Raw genomic sequence first — 21,832 nt, 5'->3', positions numbered from 1 at the left:
CCCGGCCGGCGCCCTCAGCCGGTCCGGTCGGCGGTGCGGTCCCCGCTGCGCGGCCGGCCCGGCAGCACGGCGTAGAGGACGGCCGACACCGCCATCCCGGCCGGCAGGGCGAGGTCGATCCCGCCCAGCGCGGCCGCTACGGGCCCCGTGTAGAGCGTCCCGACGCACAGCGCGGACGCCGCCACCCCGCCGGCCAGCGCCGCCACCCCGCGCAGGTGGAAGCCGCCCGTGTACCAGAACGGCCCGCCCCGGCTCTCGTCGCACAGCGCCCGCCCGTCGTAGCGGTTGCGGCGCAGCACGATGTCCGCGGCGTAGACGGCACTGCACGGGCCGAGCAGGACGACGGTCAGCTGGAGCACGTCGTTGACGGTGTCGAGGAAGTTGGAGACCAGCAGCGCGTAGAGGGTCAGCCCGACCGCGACCGCGCCGTCCGCGAGGACGCTGACCGAGCGGCGGATGCGCAGCCCCACGGCCTGGAGTGCGAGCCCGGCGCTGTACGCGGTCAGCGCGTTGAGCGCGATCGTGCCGAGCACGAGGGCGAGCAGGAAGAGCGGTGTGAACCACCCGGGCAGGATGCGCGGGAGCCCGGTCTGCGGGTCGGTCATGTCCACCGCGGTGGCCGCGAACGCGCCCAGCGAGCACACCACCACCCCGGGCAGGAAGCCGCCGAGCGCGGTCCAGCCGATCACCGCGTACGGCGAGGTGGTGCGCGGCAGGTAGCGGGAGAAGTCGGCGCTGGTGGTGTACGACAGCGGCCCCGAGGCCATCAGCGTCGTCCCGGTGAGCAGGGCGGCCCACAGGGCGGTGCCGGACAGCGGGTGGGCGGGCCGGTAGCCGAGGTCGGCGTGGGTGGCCACGGCCCAGGCGACGACCGCGAAGGCGGCGGTCAGCACGAGGGTGATCGGGGTGTAGAGCTTCACGATCAGCGCGTGCCCGTAGACGCTGATGGTGAGGGTGACCGCGGCGATGGCCACGACGACGATGACCTTGACGGGGGTGGTCAGCGGCAGTCCGGTGCGCGCGACGAGCGAGAAGGCGGAGCCGGCCGCGGCGGCGAGGTTGAGGGCGACGTAGCTGACCGAGATCAGCCAGCCGGTGACCGCGTTGTTCACGCGGTTGCCGAGGACGCCGTAGAGGGCGCGGGTGATCACTTCGCTGGGGGCGCCGGCGGCCGGGCCGGGAGCTGCGAGGAGGCCGGTGACGACCCACAGGAGGTTGCCGACGACGATCACCGCGAGGGCCTGCCCCAGGGTCAGTCCCATGAGGATCAGCGCGCCGCCGACCACGAGGTTCAGGTAATTGACGTTGGCCGCGGCCCAGACGGAGAACAGCGCGCGGGGGCGGCCGTGGCGTTCCCCGTCGGGGATGTGGTCGATGCCGTGCGCCTCGACCCGGCCGGGGCGGTCCGGGGCCGGCCCGGCTGCCTGGGATCTGCCGTCGCTGCCGGTGCACGGATCGGGGATCGTGGACGCCATGGGCCCTCCGGGAACGGGTCGTTGACCGACCTGGTTGCTTATTGGTCGCACACTCAATAGCCTCCGGGGTATGTCGTCAAGGGTTCCGCGCACACGCATCCGGAAAGACCCGGCCACCCGGCGGGCCGAAATCGTCGAGGCCGCGGCCACCGTCGCCCTCACCGACGGCCTGGAAGGCATCACCCTGCGGCGGATCGGCGAGGACCTCGGCGTCCGCCCCGGCCTGATCAGCCACTACTTCCCGTCCGCCGAGGAGCTGGTGGCGGAGGCGTTCGGCAGCGCCGCCACCGGCGAACTGGACGGGCTGCTGCCGCCCGCGGCCCCCGGCGAGACCCCGACCGCGCGGATGGCCCGCTTCCTCGCCCGCACCACCGGCGAGGCGTACGACGCCATCAGCCGCCTGTGGATCAACGCCCGCCACCTCAGCCGCTACCGCCCCCTGCTCCGCGAACGGGTCGCCGCCCAGGAGGCCGCCTGGCGCGGCCGCCTCGGCGATCTCGTCCGCGAGGGCGTCGAGTGCGGCGAGTTCCACGCCAAGGACCCGCTGATGGCGGCGATCTGGATCCTCGTGGTGCTCGACGGCCTCGGTGCGCACGCCAACACCGACACCAGCGAGCACCCCGCCGAGTCGTTCCTGCTGGCCTTCACCACCGCCGAACGCGAACTCGGCCTGCCCGCCGGGTCGTTGCGGCCCCGCAACGACTGACCCGACCGCCCCCGCAGTCATCCCGCCTCCCAGGAGCCCCCGTGCCCGCCGACCTCGTCCTGCTCTCCGCCCGCCTGCTCGACCCGGCCACCGGCGCCTTCCTGCCGGAGACCGCCCTGGCCGCGGCGGACGGGAAGATCACCGCCCTCGGCGACGACCGCGAGATCCGCGCGCTCGCCGGCCCCGCCACCACCGTGCTCGACCTCAAGGGCGCGGTGGTCACCCCCGGCCTCACCGACGGCCATCTGCACCCGGTGCACGGCGCCGAACTCACCCACGGCCTGGACCTGTCCGGCTGCACCGACCTGCCCGCGGTCCGCGACGCACTGGCCCGCGAGGCCGCCGCCCTCGCCCCCGGCGCCTGGCTGCACGGCTGGGGCCTGGACCCCAACGTCTTCGGCGGCCGCCCCGTCGAGGCCGCCGCCCTCGCGCCGGTCCTCGACGGCATCCCCGCCCTGCTCCAGCTCTTCGACGCGCACTCGATGCTGGCCAGCCCGCGCGCCCTGGAACTCGCCGGTGTCGACGGCCCGCGCACCTTCGACCAGGCGTCGGAGATCGTCTGCGACGCGGCGGGCCGCCCGACCGGCCTGCTGCTGGAGGACGCCGCCTGCGAACTGGTCGAACGGGCCGCCCCGCAGCCCACCCGCACCGAGCGCCGCGACCGGCTGGCCGCCGCGCTGCGCGCGATGGCCGCGGCCGGCCTGACCGGCGGCCACGCCATGGACGCCAACGGGGACAGCCTCGCCTTCTACGCGGAGCTGGACGCGGCCGGCGAGCTGCCGCTGCGGCTGCGGGTCGCGCCCTGGTGCCAGCCCGGCACCGGCGCCGACGGGGTCCGCGCCCTCATCGACCAGCAGGGCACCGGCGGCCGGCTGTGGCGCACCGCGGGCGTCAAGCTCTTCATGGACGGCACCATCGACAACGGCACGGCCTGGCTCGAACGCCCCGACTGCCACGGCGAGTCCACGCACGCCTTCTGGCCCGACCCCGACGCCTACACCCGGATCATCGGGCAGCTGCACGCGGCCGGGGTGCCCACCGCCACCCACGCCATCGGCGACGCCGCCGTCCGGCACGTCCTGGACGCCGTCGAGAAGGCCCGCGCCACCGGCACCACCGGCGTCCGGCACCGCGTCGAGCACATCGAGACGGTGCCCGACGACACCCTGCGCCGCTTCGCCGAGCTGGACGTGGTCGCCTCCATGCAGCCCACCCACTGCTGCGACTTCACCCGCGCCGACCACACCGACAACTGGTCCCGGCGGCTCGGCGAGGAGCGCGCCGCCCGCGCCTGGCGCTGCCGCGACCTGGTGGACTCCGGCGCCACCGTGGTCCTCGGCTCCGACTGGCCGATCGCCCCCTACCCGCCGCTGGGCGTGATGGCCGGCGCCCGCCACCGCCGCCCCACCCGCGACCTCACCCTGCCCCCGCACGGCCCCGAGCAGGCACTGACCGCGCTGGAGGCCCTGCGGGGCATGACCGTGCACGCCGCCCGCGCGGCCGGCGAGGAGGACCGGGCCGGCCGCCTCGCCCCCGGCCACCGCGCCGACCTCACCGCCCTCGGCGGCGACCCGCTCACCACCCCCGCCACCGACCTGCCGGAGCTGCCGGTCCTGCTCACCGTCCTCGACGGCCGCCCGACCCACCGCGACGCACGCCTGTGACCGGGCCGGACGCCGGGCCGGACGCCGCCGGGTGACGCCGACGGGCCGCCTCCCCGCGAAGGGAAGCGGCCCGTGGAAGCGTCCACCGGGTCCGTGCGGCCCGGCTCAGGTCGCCGTCTCGCCCGCCTCCAGCGGCGCCGCCCCGAACCGGCGGTCCCGCTTGGCGTACTCCAGGCACGCGTCCCAGAGGTTCCGGCGATCGAAATCCGGCCAGAGAATGTCCTGGAACACCATCTCGGCGTAGGCGCTCTGCCAGATCAGGTAGTTGGAGGTGCGCTGCTCACCGGACGGCCGCACGAACAGGTCCACGTCCGGCATGTCCGGGTAGTACATGTACTTGGCGACGGTCTTCTCGTTGACCTTCGACGGGTCCAGCTTCCCGGCCCGGACGTCCGCCGCGATGGCCGCCGCGGCGTCCGCGATCTCCGCCCGGCCGCCGTAATTCACGCAGAAGTACAGCGTCATCGCGTCATTGTTCTTGGTCTGCTCCTGGGCGATCTGGAGCTCCTGGACGACCGACTTCCACAATTTCGGCATCCGCCCGACCCACCGGATACGGATACCCAGCGCATCCATTTCGTCCCGGCGCCGGCGGATCACATCGCGGTTGAAATTCATCAGGAAGCGCACCTCGTCCGGCGACCGCTTCCAGTTCTCGGTGGAGAAGGCGTAGAGCGAGAGGTTCTTCACGCCCATCTCGATGCAGCCGCGCAGGACGTCCAGGACGACGCCCTCACCGACCTTGTGGCCCTCCGTGCGCGGCAGCCCGCGCTCCTTCGCCCACCGCCCGTTGCCGTCCATCACGATGGCGACGTGGTTCGGTACGAGCTCGCCGGGGATCCTCGGCGGCCGCGCACCGGAGGGATGCGGCTCGGGCGTCTGGTATTCACGTCGGTTGCGCCCCAGAATCCCGCGTACTGCCATGCGCCCCAGTCTCCTATGCAATATGGGTGGACGGTGTGTTCGGTTTTCCGCCGGCCGGTCGGCCGGCGCACCGGCGGCCGGGACCGCGCGGCGCACGCCCTTTTCCCCGCCAGGTTATTTCTCCACGTAGCGGAGCGAGCGCAGCCCGCGCTCCAGATGCCACTGGAGATAGGCCGCGACCAGGCCGCTGCCCTCCCGGACGTGCCGGGCCTCGCAGGCGTCCGCGGTCGCCCAGTCGCCGGTCAGCAGCGCGCCCAGCAGCCCGATGGCCTCCGAGGAGGGTACGACGCTTCCGGGCACCCGGCAGTCACCGCACACCACGCCGCCCGACCCCACCGAGAAGAACCGGTTCGGACCGGGCATTCCGCACCGCGCACAGGCGTCGAAGCTCGGCGCGTAGCCGTTCACCGCCAGCGAGCGCAGCAGGAACGCGTCCAGCACCAGGTGCGGGGCGTGCTCCCCGTTGGCCAGCGTCCGCAACCCGCCGACCAGCAGCAGGTACTGCTGGACGGCCGGCTCGCCCTCGTGGTCGGTGAACCGCTCGGCGGTCTCCAGCATGGCCGTCCCGGCCGTGTAGCGGGCGTAGTCGGTGACGATCGCGCCACCGTACGCGGCGATCGTCTCACTCTGCGTGCACAGCGGCAGCCCGCGCCCGACCAGCTCCCCGCCGCGGGCGAAGAACTGCACGTCCACGTGGGAGAACGGCTCCAGCCGGGCGCCGAACTTCGACTTCGTGCGCCGTACGCCGCGGGCCACCGCCCGCACCCGGCCGTTGCCGCGGGTGAGCAGCGTGATGATCCGGTCCGCCTCACCCAGCTTCTGGGTGCGCAGCACGATGCCGTCGTCGCGGAACAGAGTCATGCCGCCATTCTCCCGCACCGCGCGGACCGGCCGCGCTCAGGCCCGCTCGCCGAGGCTGCGGGCGTTGGCGTACCGGGTCTCCGCCCGCAGCCGCTCCCCGGCGGTGGCGCACCGGAGCGCCGCCGGAGCACAGTCCCACTCGGGCCCGCCCCCCACCGGCCGCAGCCGCAGCCCGCTCGCCGTCCGCCCGACGACCCGCCCCACGCGCCCGTCCCGGGTGTCCACCACGTATGTCCCGAATTCCGGGACCGCGGGCGCGCCCGTCACCGCTCCCCCAGCGCCTTCGCCAGCCGCCGCGCGGTGTCGATATTGCAGCGGCCCAATTCCACGAGGGTGGGCATGGTGCGGTGCGCGTACGACACCGGATCGAATCCGAGGGACGGCAGAACGATGCCGGCCCGGGCCAAGACTTCACGCAATTCCATGATCACGCTTTCCACTTCGGCGCGGTCGTTTTCCATCAGCGGCTCCTTTTCACCGTTCGCGGTAAAAGCCTGACCCGCCGAAGCTAGCCTGGGCAACAGGACCGGCTCTGCAACTGCCGGGCAGGGAAAGGACGCAGACCATGGCCAATGCCTCACGCCAGGTACTCTGGGAGTATTGGGGAGCAGAACTCAAACGCCACCGCGAGAACGCCGGCTTAACCCAGGAGATGCTGGGCGAGAAGGTGTTCGTCTCCGGCGGCTATATCGGCCAGTTCGAGCAGGCGATCCGCCGCCCCCAACTGGACGTCGCGATCCGCATCGACCAGGTGCTACAAACCGACGGCTTTTTCGAGCGAACGTGGCGCAAACTCATCGACGACCAGCGGTATGTGGATTACTTCGCGAAGGTGGTGGAGCTGGAGCCGCTGGCGACGACGATCTGCGAGTTCGCGCCGATGATCGTGCCCGGCCTGCTTCAGACCGAGCCGTACATGCGCGCCCTCATGCGGGCGGCCAGCCCGTTCGCGCCGGACGAGGCGTTCGATGAAGGCGTGCAGTCACGCCTGGACCGCGCGGTCGTCTTCAACAGCGGGGGTGGGCCGGTGTATTGGGTGGTACTGCACGAGGCCGCCCTCCGCACTCCGGTGGGCAGCCCCGGCGTCATGGCGGATCAGCTGGACCACATCGTCCGACTGATCCGCGACCACAAGGCCCTGGTCCAGCTCCTCCCGTTCTCTGCGGGCGCGTACCCCTCCATGGGGAAGATGTTGAAGCTCATGGACTTCGAGGACGCTCCGCCAACTGCCTATACAGAGGCCGTGTATTCGGGGACGCTGCTGGACGATCCGGCCATAGTGAAGCGGGTACAGCAGGACTACGATTTGATCAGGGCCGCGGCACTCTCGCCGGAGGCATCCCTGGCCCTGATCGAATCGGCGGCGGAGGATTACCGACAATGCGCGACCACGACCTGAGCACTGCCAACTGGCGCAAGAGCACCTACAGCGGGCACAACAACGACGACTGCCTGGAGGTCTCCGACAGCCTCCCCGGCCTCGTCCCCGTCCGTGACAGCAAGGACCCTGAGGGCCCGGCCCTCGTGTTTCCGGCCGACGGGTGGACGTCGTTCATCGGCGCCGTCAAGAGCGGGCAGCTGACGACCGGCTGAGGTCACCGGAACAGCCGGCCCCGTCGCCCTTCCCCGGGCGGCGGGGCCGGCTACCTCACAGCCCTCGGACCACCCTGGCCCTGCCCACCGTGCGGAAGCCGAGGTCGTGACGGTAGATCTCGGGCATGCGGTAGCGTCCGTCCGCGTCCCTGGACAGCACGCCCCACTGTTCCAGCGCTTCGACCTCGTCGGCCTTCAGACCCACGTCCGCCGCGTCGAACGGCATCCGGACCGAGTCCGAGTAGCGCGACATGTCCCGCAGGAGCTTTCCCAGGGGCGGGTTCTCCTGGCTGATCTCCCCCACCTTCTCCCGGCTACAGACCCCCAGTGCGTGACGCATGGCGGCCGGCGTCAGCACCCTGTCGTGCCAGCGGTCGTCACTCACCGAGGCGCGTGCCGCCTCGCAGAGGAAGCGGACGACATCGCGGGCCTGGATCTGCTGGTTGAAGTCCCCCAGGGCCGCGGGGACCCAGCGCTCGGTACCCGCCTCGCGGGACTTGCTCGTCCCGAGTTTCGCGCCCCAGAGTGGAAGCAGCGCCTGGACGATCTCGTGGTATCCCATATCGGTGATCGGGAGTCTCGGGTCCGGGGCCTGCACCGCTTCGGCGCTCACCGCCACCCACAGGGCGAGCCGGAGCGCGTCCTCGGTGTCCCACCGCAGCTCGTAGGAGGCGTAGCGGTCGAGGAACTGGCCGAGGTTCTGCCGGATCGCCCCGCGGACCAGGTCCTGGCGGACGAAGACCACGAGGCCCAGCGAGCGGTTGCGCAGCCGGCGGAGCCAGGCCGGAACCTCCATCAGCAACGTCCGCAGCGCGATCCGCTTGGGCTCTCCCTCCAGCGACTCCAGCCAGTCCTCCAGGCCGTCGATGATGAAGAGGCAGGAACCGGACGCGTCCAGGGTCCGGTCGAGGAGGAACTGCTCGGCGGGAACGCCCGGTTCGGCACCGGCGGCCCGGGCCAGGCACTCCAGCCAGCGGGTCCGCCAGAACTCCGGGTCCTCGGCCCGCTCGTCGCGCAGGCCGGCGTTGAGATGGTCGCGGATATCGGCCGCGGTGACGCCTGCCCCGCCCGCCGCCTGGTCCCTGAGCTTCTGTGACGGCGCCACACCGGCCTGCGGCTCCGCGAGGTTGGCGGGGTCCAGGACGGGAACCACCCGCGCGGCCCGCTCGACACTCTGACCGTTCTCCCGGGCGAACTCCTCCCAGGACCCCTCGGCGCACATCCTGGCGAAGGTGAAGGTCTTGCCCGCGCCCTTCGCGCCCACCACCACCGCCACCGGGAGATCGGTGCTGTGGTCCGCGATGAGCCGGCGCACCGGCTCGGTGGTCAGGAATCCGAGGCCCGAATCCATCCCGCGCTGCTCGGCGAAGACGAGTCGGCGGGCGGTGCTCTCCAGGGCCCGCCGACGGCCGTCCAGCGTGGCCGGTTCCGGAACGCCCGTCTCGGCCACGGAGGCGGCGCCGGGGGCCAGTTCGTCGAGCAGGCCGGGCAGGCCGCAGCGGCGGACGACGTCCACGACGGAGTCCCAGCTCTGCGGAAGGGCCAGCAGTTCCTCGCGGAACGGGCTGAGCACCGGCTTGGTCAGGACCTGCTCGTCCACCGCCAGGTCTTCCGGGGTGTACTGTTCCGCGGTCGTCGCCGCCAGGGCGAGCGTGGACGACAGTGCCGCCGACAGGCCGCCGCGGGCCTCCTCCGCGTGACCGTCGTGGACGTCGAGCCGGTACTGCGTGACGATCGCGCCGGGCGTGGGGTCCGTCCCCGCCACCGCGGGGGACTGCGCCCCCAGCTGACGGATCATGGTTTCGGTTCCCTGGAGGGACTGGCTGCTGATCGTGGTCACGAACACCCGCATCACCCGGGGGTCCAGCAGGATCGGCGCGGACAGCTCGGAAGCCCCGGCCCGCAGGTCCAGGACAACGGTGTCGGCACCGGCGGCGACCGCGAGGGCCGCCAGGGACTCGCTGAGGAAGTAGGGCGAGCGGTCCTCGGTCAGCAGGTCGGCGGGCCCGATCCGCGGCGGCCCCAGGCGCGTGCGGCGGCCGGCCGGGAGCACGGTGACCCGGCCCGTCCCCGGGTACCGGGACACGCGTTGGTTGGGCAGGTAGGCGGCGGCGATCTCCACCGCCGGACCGGGGTCCCCCTGCTTGGCGGAGTGCAGCAGCGCCAGCACGTCCTCGTAGGCGATGTCGCAGCGGCCGCCCTGCGCCTGGTACATCCATGTGATGCCGGGCGCCTCCAGGTCCGCGTCCACGAGGAGCACGTGCTGTCCCCGGGAGGCGAGGAGATCGGCGAGTGCCACGGCGTGCAGGGTGCGTCCCACACCGCCTTTGAAGGAGTGGAAGGCGACCAGCTGGGTATCGCCGGCGAATTGCGCGGATTCCGGGCGCGGCAGGCTCTCGCCCAGCTCGGAGGTGATACGGCGTTCGCTGAGTTTGGGGCGGCGGCGGACCGGCCCGGTATCGGCCGACTCGGCCAGCCGCACGGGAAGGGATGCAGGAGTGTGGGCGGCAGGACGGTCCAGGGCGAGCTCCAGGCCCGCCCCCTGGTCCGCGGTCGATCCGAGCCCGAACTGGCCGTCCAGCCACGTGCGGACGTCATCGGCCCGCGTGCCCGGCAGAACGGTCAGCTCGATCCCGTCCCACCAGGCGTCGACCTCCAGCAGCCACTGCGGCCACCGTCCCTCGACCGCTGCTTCGGCCAGTTGGGAATCGATGTCGACCCAGGTGAAGAGCTTGCCCGCCATGTCGCTCAAAATCCCTTCCTGGCGCCGTTCAGCAAACCCTTCAGGGCGTCGCCGGCAGCTTTTTGGTCATCTGTCCGCAATTCCGCACCATAGCGCCACGCCTCATGCAACTCATGGCTCTCGATCCATGCGCCGTCCTTGGACCGGCGGCACCGCAGCGGGTCCGCTCCGGACCCGGGGTCCTGGAGGTTCAACGCTTTGGCCAAGCGGCGGAGGTTATGCGTCCGTAAATCTTTGGGCAAGGCTGATGTGTCTGCTCGCTGGAGGATCCAGCGGAGCACCTCTGCCTTCAATGCGCACTCGGCGGCATAGAAGAACAGCAATCCGCTGACCGCGGTCTCCCCGGCCGCCTCGGCGGCCTCCCCCTGTTTGGCGAGCCGTTCACGGCTGCGTCGTAACTCGCTCACTCCCACGTCCACCATCGCACCAGGTTACTGACGGAAAGACGGCTACCGGACAGTTCGCCTTCCTTCCACCGAGCCGCGGAAACACGGCAGTTGCCGTTCCGCGCGCCGGACGGGACAGCGGGCTGACGCCGTATTCCGTGCACCCCGCAATCCCCCGGCCGCTTTCCGGGCGACGGGGCCGCATCACGTTATCGACCGGTCATCAACGGCTGAACGTGACCTTCCGTACTTCACGGTCTCCGCACGTCAAGGATCCTCACGGCGTGTCGGGGGGCAGGTAGCATCCGGTGATGATCGGCGCACGGCAGCCGTGGCGGCCGAGACATCCCGGGCAGTCTCCACACGAGGATCTCGATGACATCCATACCGCAGGCGCTGTTGTGGTGCCTCAGCGCAGGCACGGTCGCCGCCGTCGTGCTGGCGGTGCTCCTGGTCCGCGCGCGCAAGGACGGTGCCGGCCTCAAGGCCCGCCTGACCGCCGCCGAGGAACACAGCAGCGCCACGCTCCACAGCAACACGGAGCTGTCGGCCAGACTGCGGGCCACGGAGGCCGAGATCCGGCACCTGGCCGAGGCCCGGCTGCCCGACCTGACCACGGCGCTGGCCCACCCGCACGTACCGGTGCGCGGGCTGCTGGACAAGCGGTTCGCCGGGTCGGAGACCGAGCAGGCGCTGGACGGCGTACTGGAGCAGGTCAGCGAGGCGATCACCAAGGAGCGCACCCGCGTCGACGCGGCGGCGCAGTCCACCCTGCGGGGCGCGACCACCACCATCCAGGCGCTGCTGTACCGCGTGCAGACCGCGATCCAGGAGATGCAGCACCGCTACGACGACCCGCAGATCGCCCAGGACCTGCTGGACGCGGACTTCCTCAATGAGCAGGCGCTGCGGCGCGTCCAGGCCACCGGCGTGGTCTGCGGCGCCTGGCCGGGGCTGACCCGCGAGGACTCCTACCTCGCCGAACTGGTCGTCGGGGCCAGCTCCCGGCTGCGCGGCTACGAGCGGGTGCAGATCAGCAACCAGCTGCGGGACCCGGTCGCGGTGGTGGCGCGGGCCGTCGAGCCGATCGCGATCACCATCACCGAGCTGCTGGCGAACGCGCTGCACCACTCGCACCGGGAACTCCCGGTCACCGTCACCCTCCAGCAGGGCAACCGCGGCGCGTCCGTGATCATCGACGACTACGGCGTCGGCATGCACGACGACGAGCTCAAGCACGCGATGGAGCTGCTGGCGGGCAGCGACGCCCTGCTGCTGACGCAGCTGGGCGACCCGCCGCGGTCCGGTTTCGCGGCGGCCGGCCAGCTGGTCCGCCAGTACGGCTTCGGGGTGCACGTCGAGCCGTCGCCGTACGGCGGGGTGCGGGCCGTGGTCTACATCCCCGGCGATCCGCTGCTGACCTTCCTGGACGAGGACGACCGGCCGATGTCGGTGATGGCGCCGATGCCGCACCGCCCGGCGGTGCGGGACCGCGCGATGCCGACCGGGGCCACCGCGCCCGCCACGCCCGCGGGCGTCGTGCCCGCCGCCCCGGCCCCGGCCCCGGCTCCGGCCCCGGCCCCGGCGCACCGGCAGCCCGCCGCACCCGCCCCGCAGCCGCGGCCCGCGCACGCCGCGCCGGCCGAACCGGCGCCGGACCGGGCCCCGACCGAGGGCGAACTGCCGCGCCGCCGGCGCCGCCGCCCGGTGTCCGAGCAGCAGCCCGAATCGCGTACCGAAACCCTCAACCTGCGCTCCCCGGAGGAGACCGGTTCCCGCTGGGCGGCGCTCCAGCGCGGCACCGAGTCCGGGCGGGCCGCAGCCCACTCCGACGCCCCCCACGCCGACCCCTCGCAGTCCGATTCCCCGCGCAGTCCCGAAGGGAACGCCCAGTCATGAACAGCCCCACCCGCCGCCGTGTCACCGAGGACAAGTCCTGGGTGCTGGCTCCCCTGCTGGAGCTGCCGCATGTCGTCCACGCCGCCGTCATCTCCGGCGACGGCTTCATCGAGGGCGCCTCGCCGGGCCTGACGCGGGAGGCCGCGGAGGGCGTCGCGGCGATGATGTCGGCGCTCCAGGGCGCCGGGCGCGCGGTGACCGCGGCGTTCACCGAGAAGGACGACGCGACGCTGCGGCAGACCGTGATCGAGTCCGATGAAGGTTTCGTTTTCGCGATCCCGGCGGGTGAGAACACCTGCCTGGCCGTTTTCGCCGATCCGGAGGTGAACATGGGCGTCGTCGCGCACCACATGCAGATCCAGGTGACGACCCTGGGCAAGAAGGTCATGAACAGCCCGGCTCGGGACACCGGTAGCCCGGCATGACGCCGCGCCAGGGCAGCGGACGGCGCCTCGTACCGGCCTATCTGGCGACCGGGGGACGCGCCCGACCGAGCCGCAACACACTGGACCGGATGACCGTGCTGATCGGCGTGGACATGCCGATCACCAGTGAGGTGCGCCCCGAGGAGCACCGGATCCTGGAGCTGCTCCAGCCCGGGGCGCTGACTCTGGCCGAGGTCGCCGCCCACCTTCACCTGCCGGTGAGCGTGGTGAAGGTGCTGGTGGCCGACCTCGTCGATGCCGGGCGCCTGCACGCCCGAGTCCCCATACCCGAAGCCGAGCAATTCGACCGGCAGATCCTGGAGAGGGTTCTCGATGGACTCCGCTCTCTCAAGTCCTAGCACCGGCGCCGGGACCGGCGGCATGTATCTCTCCGGCGCGGACCAGACGCTGGTGAAGCTGCTGGTCGCCGGGCCGTTCGGGGTCGGCAAGACCACCCTCATCCGCGCCCTGTCGGAGACCCCGCCGCTGCACACCGAAGAGGTCATGACGCAGAGCGGCGCGATGGTCGACGACCTGGCCGGCGTGCGGGACAAGACCACCACGACCGTCGCCATCGACTTCGGGCGGCTGACGCTCTCCGACGAGCTGGTGCTGTACCTGTTCGGCACGCCCGGGCAGAAGCGTTTCCGCCCGCTGTGGCAGGACATCGCCCGCGGCGCGCTGGGCGCCCTGGTCCTCGCCGACACCCGCCGGCTGGCGGACTCGTTCGAGGTGATGGACATCATCGAGGAGGCCGGACTGCGCTACGCGGTCGCGGTCAACACCTTCCCCGACGCCCCGCAGTACGACGTGCCGAAGCTGCGCGAGGCGCTCGACCTGCACCCGGACACCCCGCTGGTGCTGTGCGACGCCCGCGACCGGGACCAGTCCGTCGACGCGCTGATCGCCCTGGTCCGCCATGTCCTGGCCCACACGCCCGAGGAGAACCCGAACCCGTGACTTCCCCGTACGAGCCGGGCGCCGCCCCGCCGCCGTCCTGCCCCGGGCACTCCGCCCCGCCGCCGGAGGCCGCCGCCCCGCCGCCGGGCTGCCCGGCGCACGCGGCGGCGCCGCAGCAGGCAGCCCCGGCGCAGCAGGACGGGACCGCGCCGGTGCGGCTGTACGGGCCGGAGTTCGCCGCCGACCCGGGCCGGGTCTACGCGTACCTGCGGCAGTTCGGGGCGCTGGCGCCGGTGGAGATCGCGCCCGGGGTGACCGCGATGCTGGTGACCGACTACCGGGCGGCGCTGGACCTGCTCAACGACGACGCCACCTGGTCGAAGGACTCCCGGCCCTGGATGCAGACCGTCCCGGCGGACTCGCCGGTCATGCCGATGCTCGGCTGGCGGCCCAACATCTTCTTCAGCGACGGCCCGGCGCACGTCCGCTACCGCGACGTGGTCGTCGACAGCTTCAAGCTGGTGGAGCCGCACGAGCTGCGCTCCCGGGTGCACCACGCGGCGGACACCCTGATCCAGCGCTTCGGCGCCCGCGGTGAGGCGGACCTGATCGGGGACTACGCCCGGCTGATCCCGCTGCTGATGTTCAACACCCTCTTCGGGCTGCCCGATTCCTACAGCGACCGGCTGATCGCGGCGATCGCGGGGATGCTGGAGGGCAATTCGCCGGAGGAGGCGGCGGCCGCCAACGAGGCGTACACGCAGTACATCATGGAGCTGGTCGGCGCGAAGAAGGCGCAGCGGGGACCGGACCTGACGTCGTGGATGATGGACCACCCCAACGACCTCAGCGACGAGGAACTGATCCACAACATCATCCTCGTGATGGGCGCCGGCAACGAGCCGCTGGCCAACCTGATCGGCAACGCGCTGTCGCGGATGCTCTCCGACGACCGGTACTACAACACCCTCTCCGGCGGCGCACTGACCGTGCAGGACGCCATCAACGAGGTGCTGTGGAACGACCCGCCGCTGACCAACTACTCGGCGCACTTCCCGGTCCGGGACGTGTTCTTCCACGGCACCTGGCTGCGCGCCGGACAGCTGGTGATGGTCTCGTACGCGGCGGCCAACAGCCAGTTCGACACCACGGCGACGACCGGGCCGGGGTCGGGCAGCGGCTCGCACCTGTCCTGGGCGGCGGGCCCGCACGCCTGCCCGGTGAAGCGGCACGCGCTGCTGATCGCCACCACCGCGATCGAGCGGCTGACCGCCTGGCTCTCCGACATCGAACTCGCCGTCACCCCCGATGCGTTGCAGTGGCGCAACGGGGCCTTCCACCGGGCCCTGGTCGCCCTCCCGGCCCGCTTCACCCCCATCACCCCGGATCAGGCAGGAGCTACGCCATGGCACAACAGCGACAGCGGCCCTTCGTCATCGACCCGGCCGGAACCGACATCCACGGGGAGAACGCCCGCCTCCGCGCATTAGGCCCGGCGGCCAGGATCGAGCTGCCCGGCGGGATCGCGGCCTGGGGCGTGACCGGCCACGCCCTGCTCAAGGAACTGCTCACCGACGACCGGGTCTCGAAGGACCCGCGGGCCCACTGGCCGGAGTGGCAGCGCGAGGAGATCCGCGGCAGCTGGCTCCAGTCGTGGATCGGGGTGACGAACATGTTCACCGCGTACGGCCCCGACCACCGCAGGCTGCGGAAGCTGATCGCCCCGGCGTTCACCGCGCGCCGCACCGAGGCGATGGTGCCGCGGGTGGAGCAGATCACCCGCGGCTTACTGGACCGGCTGGCGGCGCACCCGGCGGGTGCGACCGTCGATCTGCGGGAGTCCTTCAACCACCCCCTGCCGATGCAGGTGATCTGCGAGCTGTTCGGCTATCCGGAGGGCGAGCCGCGGGTCGAACTGGCCCGGATCGTCGCCGAGATCCTGGACACCACGGCCACACCGGAGCAGGCCACCGCGACCTGGGTGGCGGTCAACGAGCTGCTCGGCTCACTGGTCGCGGCCAAGCGCGCGGAGCCCGCGGACGACCTGACCAGCCTGCTGGTCGCGGCGCGCGACGACGCGGGCCAGGGGATGACCGAGCAGGAGCTGCTGGACACCCTGCTGCTGGTCATCGGCGCCGGCCACGAGACCACCGTGGACCTGCTGGGCAACGCGGTGTACGCGCTGCTGACCCACCCCGACCAGCTGGAGCTGGTGCGCGGCGGCGCGGCGTCGTGGGACGACGTGATCGAGGAGACGCTGCGCTGGCGGCCGAGCATCGCCAGCCTGCCGCTGCGGTTCGCGGTGGCGGACATCGAACTGCCGCACGGCGAGGTGATCCGCCAGGGCGAGGCGATCCTGGCGATGTACGCGGCGGCGGGCCGGGACACCGCGCAGCACGGGGCGGACGCCGCGGAGTTCGACCTCACCCGGGCGGGCCAGGAGCACCTGGCGTTCGGGTACGGGGTGCACCACTGCATCGGGGCGCCGCTGGCCCGGCTGGAGGCGCGGACCGCGCTGCCGGCCCTCTTCGCGCGCTTCCCGGACCTGCACCTGGCCGTACCGGCCGAGGAACTGCGGCCCGCGGGCGGCTTCATCGCCGGCGGCCTGGCGAGCCTGCCGGTCCGCCTGACAAGGCCCTGACGGCTACGGGGCGCCCACCGGTGCCGCTGGGTCGGTCAGCCGCGGTAGCGCGTCGGCGCCCACCGGAGCCGCTGGGTCGGTCAGCCGCGGTAGCGCGTTCCGCGCGCCGCCGCGGCCACCAGGCGCTCGACGTCCTCCGGGTCGAGGGTCAGGGCGGCGCCGGCGGTGCTGAGCACCTCGCGTTCGGCGGGGGTGCAGGGGCCGTCCGCGAGGGCGATCCGGGCGGCCCCCAGGAGCAGCGACTCCCGCCCGGCGGGGGCGAGGTGCGGGGCCAGCGGCTCCAGCGCCTCGTGCAGCTCTATGGCCAGCGCGGTACCGCACGGGTCCAGCCCCCGGTGGCCGCTGTGGCCGCCGGTGACCGCCTCGTAGGTGCCGGTCATCGGGCCGGTGTCGGCGGCGAGCGCGGCGAGGAGGGTGAGCAGCTCGTCCTCGGTGCAGTCGGCGGAGCCGGCCGCGCGGACCGCCTCGACGGCGGTGTCGCGGACCGTGCGGGAGGCCGTACCGCCGGCCGCCAGCAGGGCGAGCGTCAGGGTGTGCACGGCGTCCCGGAGCATCGTGGACAGCCGCACGGTGGTGGGGTGGTCGAGCGCGTCGAGCCCGAAGTGGCCGTGGCAGGCCGAGCACTCCAGGACCGGCCCGGCGTCGCCGCGGGCCAGGACGGGCACACCGAGGACGTGCAGGCGGCGCCGGCCGGTGCGGCGGAGGTAGTTGCGGTCCCCGCCGCAGTCGGGACAGAAGAACTCCCCGTCGGCGACGGTCCGCCACGAGGTGCGCACCCCCACCACACATACGTTGCGCATCACGTCAGCCCTCCGCCACGCCGCGGCTACATTGCCGTTCGGTACGTGATGTTAGCCACACCCGTGATGTGCCGTCAGCACCTCGTATCGGACAACGGGCGGTCCGCTGGCCGGAATGCGTGAGGAGATGCGTACGGAGTGTGTACGCGCCCGGTGCGCCGGCCCCGCCGCTCCCGGGGGTGCGGAGCGGCGGGGCCGGGCGGCGGGGAGGGGCGGCCGGCCGGGGTCAGCGCGCCGCGCGGTTGACGGCGGAGACCACGGCCTTGAGGGAGGCGCGGGTGGTGTTGGCGTCGATGCCGATGCCCCACAGCACCTTGCCGTCGATGGCGCACTCGATGTACGAGGCGGCCTGCGCGGAGGCGCCCTCGCTCATGGTGTGCTCCTGGTAGTCCAGCAGCCGGACGTCGATGCCCAGGCCCTGGAGGGCCTGGAAGAACGCGGAGATCGGGCCGTTGCCGGAGCCGACCAGCACGGTCTCGGCGCCGTCCACCTCGGCCTCGACGGTGAGGGTGTCCACACCGTCCTTGTCGGTGGTGGTCTGCCCGGCCCGGACCTGGATGCGGCCCCAGGGGTTCTCCGGGTTGGGCAGGTACTCGTCCTGGAAGACCTCCCAGATGGCGGCCGGGGTGACCTCGCCGCCCTCGGTGTCGGTCTTCTCCTGGATGATCCGGGAGAACTCGATCTGCATCCGGCGCGGCAGGTCCAGCTTGTGGTCGTTCTTCAGGACGTAGGCGATACCGCCCTTGCCGGACTGCGAGTTGACGCGGATGACGGCCTCGTAGGAGCGGCCGACGTCCTTGGGGTCGATGGGCAGGTACGGGACCGCCCACTCGATGTCGTCGACGGTCTTGCCCTGGGCGGCGGCGTCGGCCTCCAGCGCGTCGAAGCCCTTCTTGATGGCGTCCTGGTGGGAGCCGGAGAAGGCGGTGTAGACCAGGTCGCCCGCGTAGGGGTGGCGCGGGTGGACCTCCATCTGGTTGCAGTACTCGCTGGTGCGGCGGATCTCGTCGATCTGCGAGAAGTCGATCTGCGGGTCGACGCCCTGGGAGAAGAGGTTCATGCCCAGGGTGACCAGGTCGACGTTGCCGGTGCGCTCGCCCTGGCCGAACAGGCAGCCCTCGACGCGGTCGGCACCGGCCATCACGGCCAGTTCGGCGGCGGCCACGGCCGTACCCCGGTCGTTGTGCGGGTGGGTGGACAGGCAGACGAAGTCCCGGCGGCTGAGGTTGCGGCTCATCCACTCGAACCGGTCGGCGTGCGTGCTGGGCGTCGAACGCTCCACGGTGGCGGGCAGGTTGAGGATGATCTCGCGGCCCTCCTCGGGCTGCCAGACGTCCATCACCGCCTCGCAGACCTCCAGGGCGAAGTCCAGCTCGGTGTCGGTGAAGATCTCCGGGCTGTACTGGTAGCCGAACGCCGTCTCGTCGCCGAGCAGTTTGTCGGCGTACTCCATGACCAGCCGGGTGCCGTCCACCGCGATCTGCTTGACCTGCTCCTTGGAGCCGCGGAAGACGACCCGGCGGAAGGTGGGGGCGGTGGCGTTGTAGAGGTGGACGGTGGCCCGGGGGGCGCCGCGCAGCGACTCCACGGTGCGCTCGATCAGCTCCTCGCGCGCCTGCGTCAGCACCGAGATCGTCACGTCGTCCGGGATCGCGCCCTCTTCGATGATCGACCGGACGAACGCGAAGTCGGTCTCACCGGACGAGGGGAAGCCGACCTCGATCTCCTTGTACCCCATGCGTACCAGCAGGTCGAACATCTCCCGCTTGCGGGCCGGCGACATGGGGTCGATCAGCGCCTGGTTGCCGTCGCGCAGGTCCGTGGAGAGCCAGCGGGGGGCCTTGGTGATCCGCCGCTCCGGCCAGCTGCGGTCGGGCAGGTGCACGGCCTCGAAGGGCCGGTACTTGTGGATCGGCATCCCGGACGGGGCCTGGGTGTGGGTGGCGTTGGTGAGCGGGGTGGGGCGGCCGACAGGCTGCGACATTGCGTAGGGCTCCTCGGAGAGGTCCGTTGGACGGCCGACGGTCGAACGCAGCACCAGATCCCGCGGGGAGGGGGTCGGCCTACGACTACAGGCCCTCGCCGCGGCAGCTAAGGAGAAGCAGCCCGAAACGCATGATGGGCAGCACGTTAGCCGAGGCGGAGAAGATCCGCAGTCGTGTATCAGTATGCGGGACCGCCCGGACGGAGCGGGGGGAATGCGACCAACTACACGTTTTCGGGAACTTCGGCCGCGGGCAGTGACAGATGCATTACCCAGTGCCACCGTTTTATGCATGAAGGAAACCGTGACCCAGCCGCGCACCTCATCCACCCCCACGACCCCGGTCTTCTGCACCATCGTCCCCCCGCACATCCTCGGCAAGCTCGCCGAGCACGAGGACCCGGAGCACCACGAGCCCGCCCGCCGCACCCTGGAGCACGACGCCCTCCACCGCACCCGCCGCGCCGGCCTCGCCGCGCAGCTGCTCGCCCCGGCCGCGGACCGGGCGGACGCCGACAAGCCGAACCGCACCGTCTACGACGCCGGGCACCAGCAGAACCTCCCCGGCACCAAGGTCCACGCCGAGTCCGACGGCCCCTCCAAGGACGCCTCGGTCAACCGCGCGCACGCCGGCCTCGGCGCCACCTTCGAGCTGTACCTCAAGATCTACGGCCGCAAGTCCATCGACGGCGCCGGCCTCCCGCTGAACGCCACCGTCCACTACGGCGAGAAGTACGACAACGCCTTCTGGGACGGCGAGCGGATGGTCTTCGGCGACGGCGACGGCCAGCTCTTCAAGGACTTCACCATCCCGGTCGACGTCATCGGCCACGAACTCACCCACGGCGTCACCCAGTACACCGCCAACCTCGACTACCAGGGCCAGTCCGGCGCCCTGAACGAATCCATCTCCGACGTCTTCGGCTCCCTGATCAAGCAGTACGCCCTGGGCCAGAGCGCCGACCAGGCCGACTGGCTGATCGGCGCCGACCTGCTCGCCGCGGGCGTGCACGGCCAGGCCCTGCGCTCGATGAAGGCCCCCGGCACCGCCTACGACGACCCCAAGCTCGGCAAGGACCCGCAGCCCGCCACCATGGCCGGCTACGTCCGGACCGCCGACGACAACGGCGGCGTCCACCTCAACTCCGGCATCCCCAACCACGCCTTCTACCTCGTCGCCAGCGCGCTCGGCGGCAAGGCGTGGGAGCGCGCCGGCCAGATCTGGTACGACGTCCTCACCGGCGGCCACCTCGCCAAGAACGCCCAGTTCGCCGACTTCGCCCACCTCACCGTGCAGGCCGCCCAGACCCGCTACGGCGCCTCCGGCGCGGAGCACGAGGCGGTCGTGAAGGCGTGGTCCACCGTCGGCGTGACCGGTACGTAACGCTCGCCCCCGGGGCGGGAGGGGCGCATTCCGCCCACCCGCACGCGTACTCCCGCCCCGGCGGGTAGAAGGCCCCCATGCGCATTCACATCAGCCGCACCGGCGGGTTCGCCGGCATCGAGCGGCACGCCGAGATCGACACCACCGACCGCCCCGACGCCGCGGAGTGGCAGGCCCTCGCCGACCGCGCCATGTCCGCCGCCCACACCGAACCGCCCACCGGCGTCCCCGACGGCTTCCGCTACACCCTCACCGTCGACGGCAAGACCGCCTACTGCAGCGACCCCCACCTCACCGACGCCCAGCGCGAACTGATCGACCTGGTCCTGAAGGAGGGCTCGTGAGGGGCCCGGGGTCTTGACACCCCTACCCGCGGTAACAAGGGTCCGGGCACGGCCCCGGAGCCAGCTGCACCCGCATCCCTGCCCGCCTTCCCCCCGGACTTCCTCTGGGGCGTGGCCACCTCCGCCGCACAGATCGAAGGAGCGGCCGACGAGGACGGACGGGGCCCCTCCGTCTGGGACGTCTTCGCCGCCCGACCGGGCCGGATCAAGGACGGCCCCACCCCCCGGGTGGCCACCGGCCACTACCACCGCTACCGCGAGGACGTCGCGCTCCTCGCGGACCTGGGCGTCGACGCGTACCGCTTCTCGATCGCCTGGCCCCGGTTACGGCCTGGGCCGCCACGCACCCGGCCGGCAGCTGCTCTTCGACGCCCTGCCGGCCGCCCACCACCAGCTCCTCGGCCACGGTCTGGCCGTCCAGGCGCTCCCCCTCCCGCCCGGCCTCCCCTTCGCCCCCCGCGAGATCGAGGACCGCCCCCGCACCGGCTTCGGCCGGCCGGTGGTCCCCGAAGCCCTCACCGAAACTCCTGCTGACCTTCCGCGAACGCTACGGCGCGCACCTCCCCCCGATCCTCATCACCGAGAACGGCTGCGCGTACGAGGACCCCGACGACCCAGCAGCGGATCGCGTTCCTGGACGCCCACCTACGGGCCCTGCGCACCGCGATGGACGCCGGCGCGGACGTCCGCGGCTATTTCGTCCGGTCCCTCCTCGACACCTTCGAGTGGGCCGAGGGCTACGGACAGCGCTTCGGACTCGTCCACGTCGACTACGAAACACTGACCCGCACACCGAAGCCGTCGTTCCGGTGGCTCGCGGCCGCGTTGCGGGGTGGGGTGCGCCCCACGTAGTCGGCTTTCCCGCCGTGGGGGTTCTTTCGTGTGCGCCTGCGGCGCGTTGCGTTGCCGCTGCGCGGGGCTTTCGGGTGCGGTGGCGGGGCTGCGGGGTGGGGGCCGACGTGAGTGGGTCGGTGCCGGCCGTGTATTGCGGGTGAGCGCCCGTGCATGGGTGAGGGCCCTCAGGGGACCACCGGCATCAGCCCCCGATCACCGTTTTTCATGTCCCACCTCGGGAGGGGGCGGGGGTGGGGGGGGGGGGGGGG

General features: G+C 72.2%; 21 protein-coding genes and 1 pseudogene. 13 read left to right on the top strand and 9 right to left on the bottom strand.

Going from position 1 to position 21,832, the window contains the following annotated elements:
* Positions 1-14: 14 nt before the first annotated feature.
* Positions 15-1,475: a purine-cytosine permease family protein gene (locus MUU72_RS33050; protein ID WP_248017146.1), complete on the bottom strand. Its 1,461-nt coding sequence runs from the start codon at positions 1,473-1,475 to the stop codon at positions 15-17.
* 70 nt (positions 1,476-1,545) lie between these two features.
* Here MUU72_RS33050 and MUU72_RS33045 point away from each other — a divergent pair, with 70 nt between their 5' ends.
* Both MUU72_RS33045 and MUU72_RS33040 read left to right on the top strand, forming a co-directional pair.
* Positions 1,546-2,181 carry a TetR/AcrR family transcriptional regulator gene (locus MUU72_RS33045; protein ID WP_248017145.1) on the top strand — a complete coding sequence of 212 codons (636 nt, stop codon included), beginning with the start codon at positions 1,546-1,548 and terminating at the stop codon, positions 2,179-2,181.
* A gap of 41 nt (positions 2,182-2,222) precedes the next feature.
* Complete coding sequence (locus MUU72_RS33040; RefSeq protein WP_248017144.1) at positions 2,223-3,845, top strand: amidohydrolase; 1,623 nt, start codon at positions 2,223-2,225, stop codon at positions 3,843-3,845.
* 105 nt (positions 3,846-3,950) lie between these two features.
* Here MUU72_RS33040 and MUU72_RS33035 read toward each other — a convergent pair whose 3' ends face one another.
* The 4 genes from MUU72_RS33035 to MUU72_RS33020 form a co-directional block, all read right to left on the bottom strand.
* Positions 3,951-4,769: an isoprenyl transferase gene (locus tag MUU72_RS33035; RefSeq protein WP_248017143.1), complete on the bottom strand. Its 819-nt coding sequence runs from the start codon at positions 4,767-4,769 to the stop codon at positions 3,951-3,953.
* 114 nt (positions 4,770-4,883) lie between these two features.
* Positions 4,884-5,630, bottom strand: coding sequence for a DNA repair protein RecO (recO, locus tag MUU72_RS33030; protein ID WP_248017142.1), 747 nt, complete (start codon positions 5,628-5,630; stop codon positions 4,884-4,886).
* A gap of 36 nt (positions 5,631-5,666) precedes the next feature.
* A complete protein-coding gene (locus MUU72_RS33025; RefSeq protein ID WP_248017141.1) occupies positions 5,667-5,897 on the bottom strand; it encodes a hypothetical protein in 231 nt (76 codons plus the stop codon).
* On the bottom strand, positions 5,894-6,091 hold the full coding sequence (locus tag MUU72_RS33020) for a hypothetical protein (RefSeq protein ID WP_248017140.1): 198 nt from the start codon (positions 6,089-6,091) through the stop codon (positions 5,894-5,896). Before MUU72_RS33020 ends, MUU72_RS33025 begins: the two co-directional genes overlap by 4 nt.
* Positions 6,092-6,195: 104 nt before the next feature.
* Between MUU72_RS33020 and MUU72_RS33015 the strand changes: the two genes are divergently transcribed.
* Both MUU72_RS33015 and MUU72_RS33010 read left to right on the top strand, forming a co-directional pair.
* A complete protein-coding gene (locus MUU72_RS33015; RefSeq protein ID WP_248017139.1) occupies positions 6,196-7,029 on the top strand; it encodes a helix-turn-helix domain-containing protein in 834 nt (277 codons plus the stop codon).
* Positions 7,011-7,223 (top strand): DUF397 domain-containing protein, encoded by a 213-nt coding sequence (locus MUU72_RS33010; protein WP_248017138.1) that lies wholly within the window; start codon positions 7,011-7,013, stop codon positions 7,221-7,223. Before MUU72_RS33015 ends, MUU72_RS33010 begins: the two co-directional genes overlap by 19 nt.
* A 55-nt stretch (positions 7,224-7,278) precedes the next feature.
* On the opposite strand, the gene MUU72_RS33005 is transcribed toward MUU72_RS33010, so the two are convergent.
* Entirely contained in the window at positions 7,279-9,966 is a 2,688-nt protein-coding gene (locus MUU72_RS33005; protein WP_248017154.1) for a KGGVGR-motif variant AAA ATPase, read from the bottom strand.
* 5 nt (positions 9,967-9,971) lie between these two features.
* Positions 9,972-10,388, bottom strand: coding sequence for a hypothetical protein (locus tag MUU72_RS33000; protein ID WP_248017137.1), 417 nt, complete (start codon positions 10,386-10,388; stop codon positions 9,972-9,974).
* Between the two features lie 339 nt (positions 10,389-10,727).
* Here MUU72_RS33000 and MUU72_RS32995 point away from each other — a divergent pair, with 339 nt between their 5' ends.
* From MUU72_RS32995 to MUU72_RS32970, 6 genes are read left to right on the top strand one after another with little or no spacing between them, the layout of a single operon-like run.
* Positions 10,728-12,251 (top strand): ATP-binding protein, encoded by a 1,524-nt coding sequence (locus MUU72_RS32995; protein ID WP_248017136.1) that lies wholly within the window; start codon positions 10,728-10,730, stop codon positions 12,249-12,251.
* A complete protein-coding gene (locus MUU72_RS32990; protein ID WP_248017135.1) occupies positions 12,248-12,676 on the top strand; it encodes a roadblock/LC7 domain-containing protein in 429 nt (142 codons plus the stop codon). The genes MUU72_RS32995 and MUU72_RS32990 overlap by 4 nt, the downstream gene beginning before the upstream one ends.
* Positions 12,673-13,035, top strand: a complete 363-nt coding sequence (locus tag MUU72_RS32985; protein WP_248017134.1) for a DUF742 domain-containing protein — start codon at positions 12,673-12,675, stop codon at positions 13,033-13,035. Before MUU72_RS32990 ends, MUU72_RS32985 begins: the two co-directional genes overlap by 4 nt.
* 22 nt (positions 13,036-13,057) lie before the next feature.
* A complete protein-coding gene (locus tag MUU72_RS32980; RefSeq protein WP_248017133.1) occupies positions 13,058-13,636 on the top strand; it encodes a GTP-binding protein in 579 nt (192 codons plus the stop codon).
* A complete protein-coding gene (locus MUU72_RS32975) occupies positions 13,633-15,066 on the top strand; it encodes a cytochrome P450 (RefSeq protein ID WP_248017132.1) in 1,434 nt (477 codons plus the stop codon). The genes MUU72_RS32980 and MUU72_RS32975 overlap by 4 nt, the downstream gene beginning before the upstream one ends.
* Positions 14,982-16,217, top strand: coding sequence for a cytochrome P450 family protein (locus MUU72_RS32970; RefSeq protein WP_248017131.1), 1,236 nt, complete (start codon positions 14,982-14,984; stop codon positions 16,215-16,217). Before MUU72_RS32975 ends, MUU72_RS32970 begins: the two co-directional genes overlap by 85 nt.
* Before the next feature lie 80 nt (positions 16,218-16,297).
* Here the strand turns inward: MUU72_RS32970 and MUU72_RS32965 are convergent, their stop codons facing one another.
* Together MUU72_RS32965 and leuA are read right to left on the bottom strand one after the other, a co-directional pair.
* The gene (locus MUU72_RS32965) at positions 16,298-17,017 is read right to left on the bottom strand and encodes a TerB family tellurite resistance protein (protein ID WP_248017153.1); all 720 of its coding nucleotides are present in this window, start codon (positions 17,015-17,017) and stop codon (positions 16,298-16,300) included.
* 226 nt (positions 17,018-17,243) lie between these two features.
* Positions 17,244-19,001 carry a 2-isopropylmalate synthase gene (gene leuA / locus MUU72_RS32960; RefSeq protein ID WP_248017130.1) on the bottom strand — a complete coding sequence of 586 codons (1,758 nt, stop codon included), beginning with the start codon at positions 18,999-19,001 and terminating at the stop codon, positions 17,244-17,246.
* 292 nt (positions 19,002-19,293) lie between these two features.
* On the opposite strand from leuA, the gene MUU72_RS32955 reads away from it, so the two are divergent.
* The 3 genes and pseudogenes from MUU72_RS32955 (at position 19,294) to MUU72_RS32945 (ending at position 21,581) form a co-directional block, all read left to right on the top strand.
* Positions 19,294-20,385 (top strand): M4 family metallopeptidase, encoded by a 1,092-nt coding sequence (locus tag MUU72_RS32955; RefSeq protein ID WP_248017129.1) that lies wholly within the window; start codon positions 19,294-19,296, stop codon positions 20,383-20,385.
* 77 nt (positions 20,386-20,462) lie between these two features.
* Positions 20,463-20,729 (top strand): protealysin inhibitor emfourin, encoded by a 267-nt coding sequence (locus MUU72_RS32950; protein ID WP_248017128.1) that lies wholly within the window; start codon positions 20,463-20,465, stop codon positions 20,727-20,729.
* Between the two features lie 78 nt (positions 20,730-20,807).
* A pseudogene (locus MUU72_RS32945) lies at positions 20,808-21,581 on the top strand (glycoside hydrolase family 1 protein).
* Positions 21,582-21,832 lie beyond the last annotated feature (251 nt).

It is taken from the genome of Streptomyces rhizoryzae (genome assembly GCF_023155275.1).
In the GTDB taxonomy this organism is placed as follows: Bacteria; Actinomycetota; Actinomycetes; order Streptomycetales; family Streptomycetaceae; genus Streptomyces; species Streptomyces rhizoryzae.
Note: the sequence above shows the minus strand (reverse complement) of the source record. Positions and strands in the feature narration are given on the sequence as shown.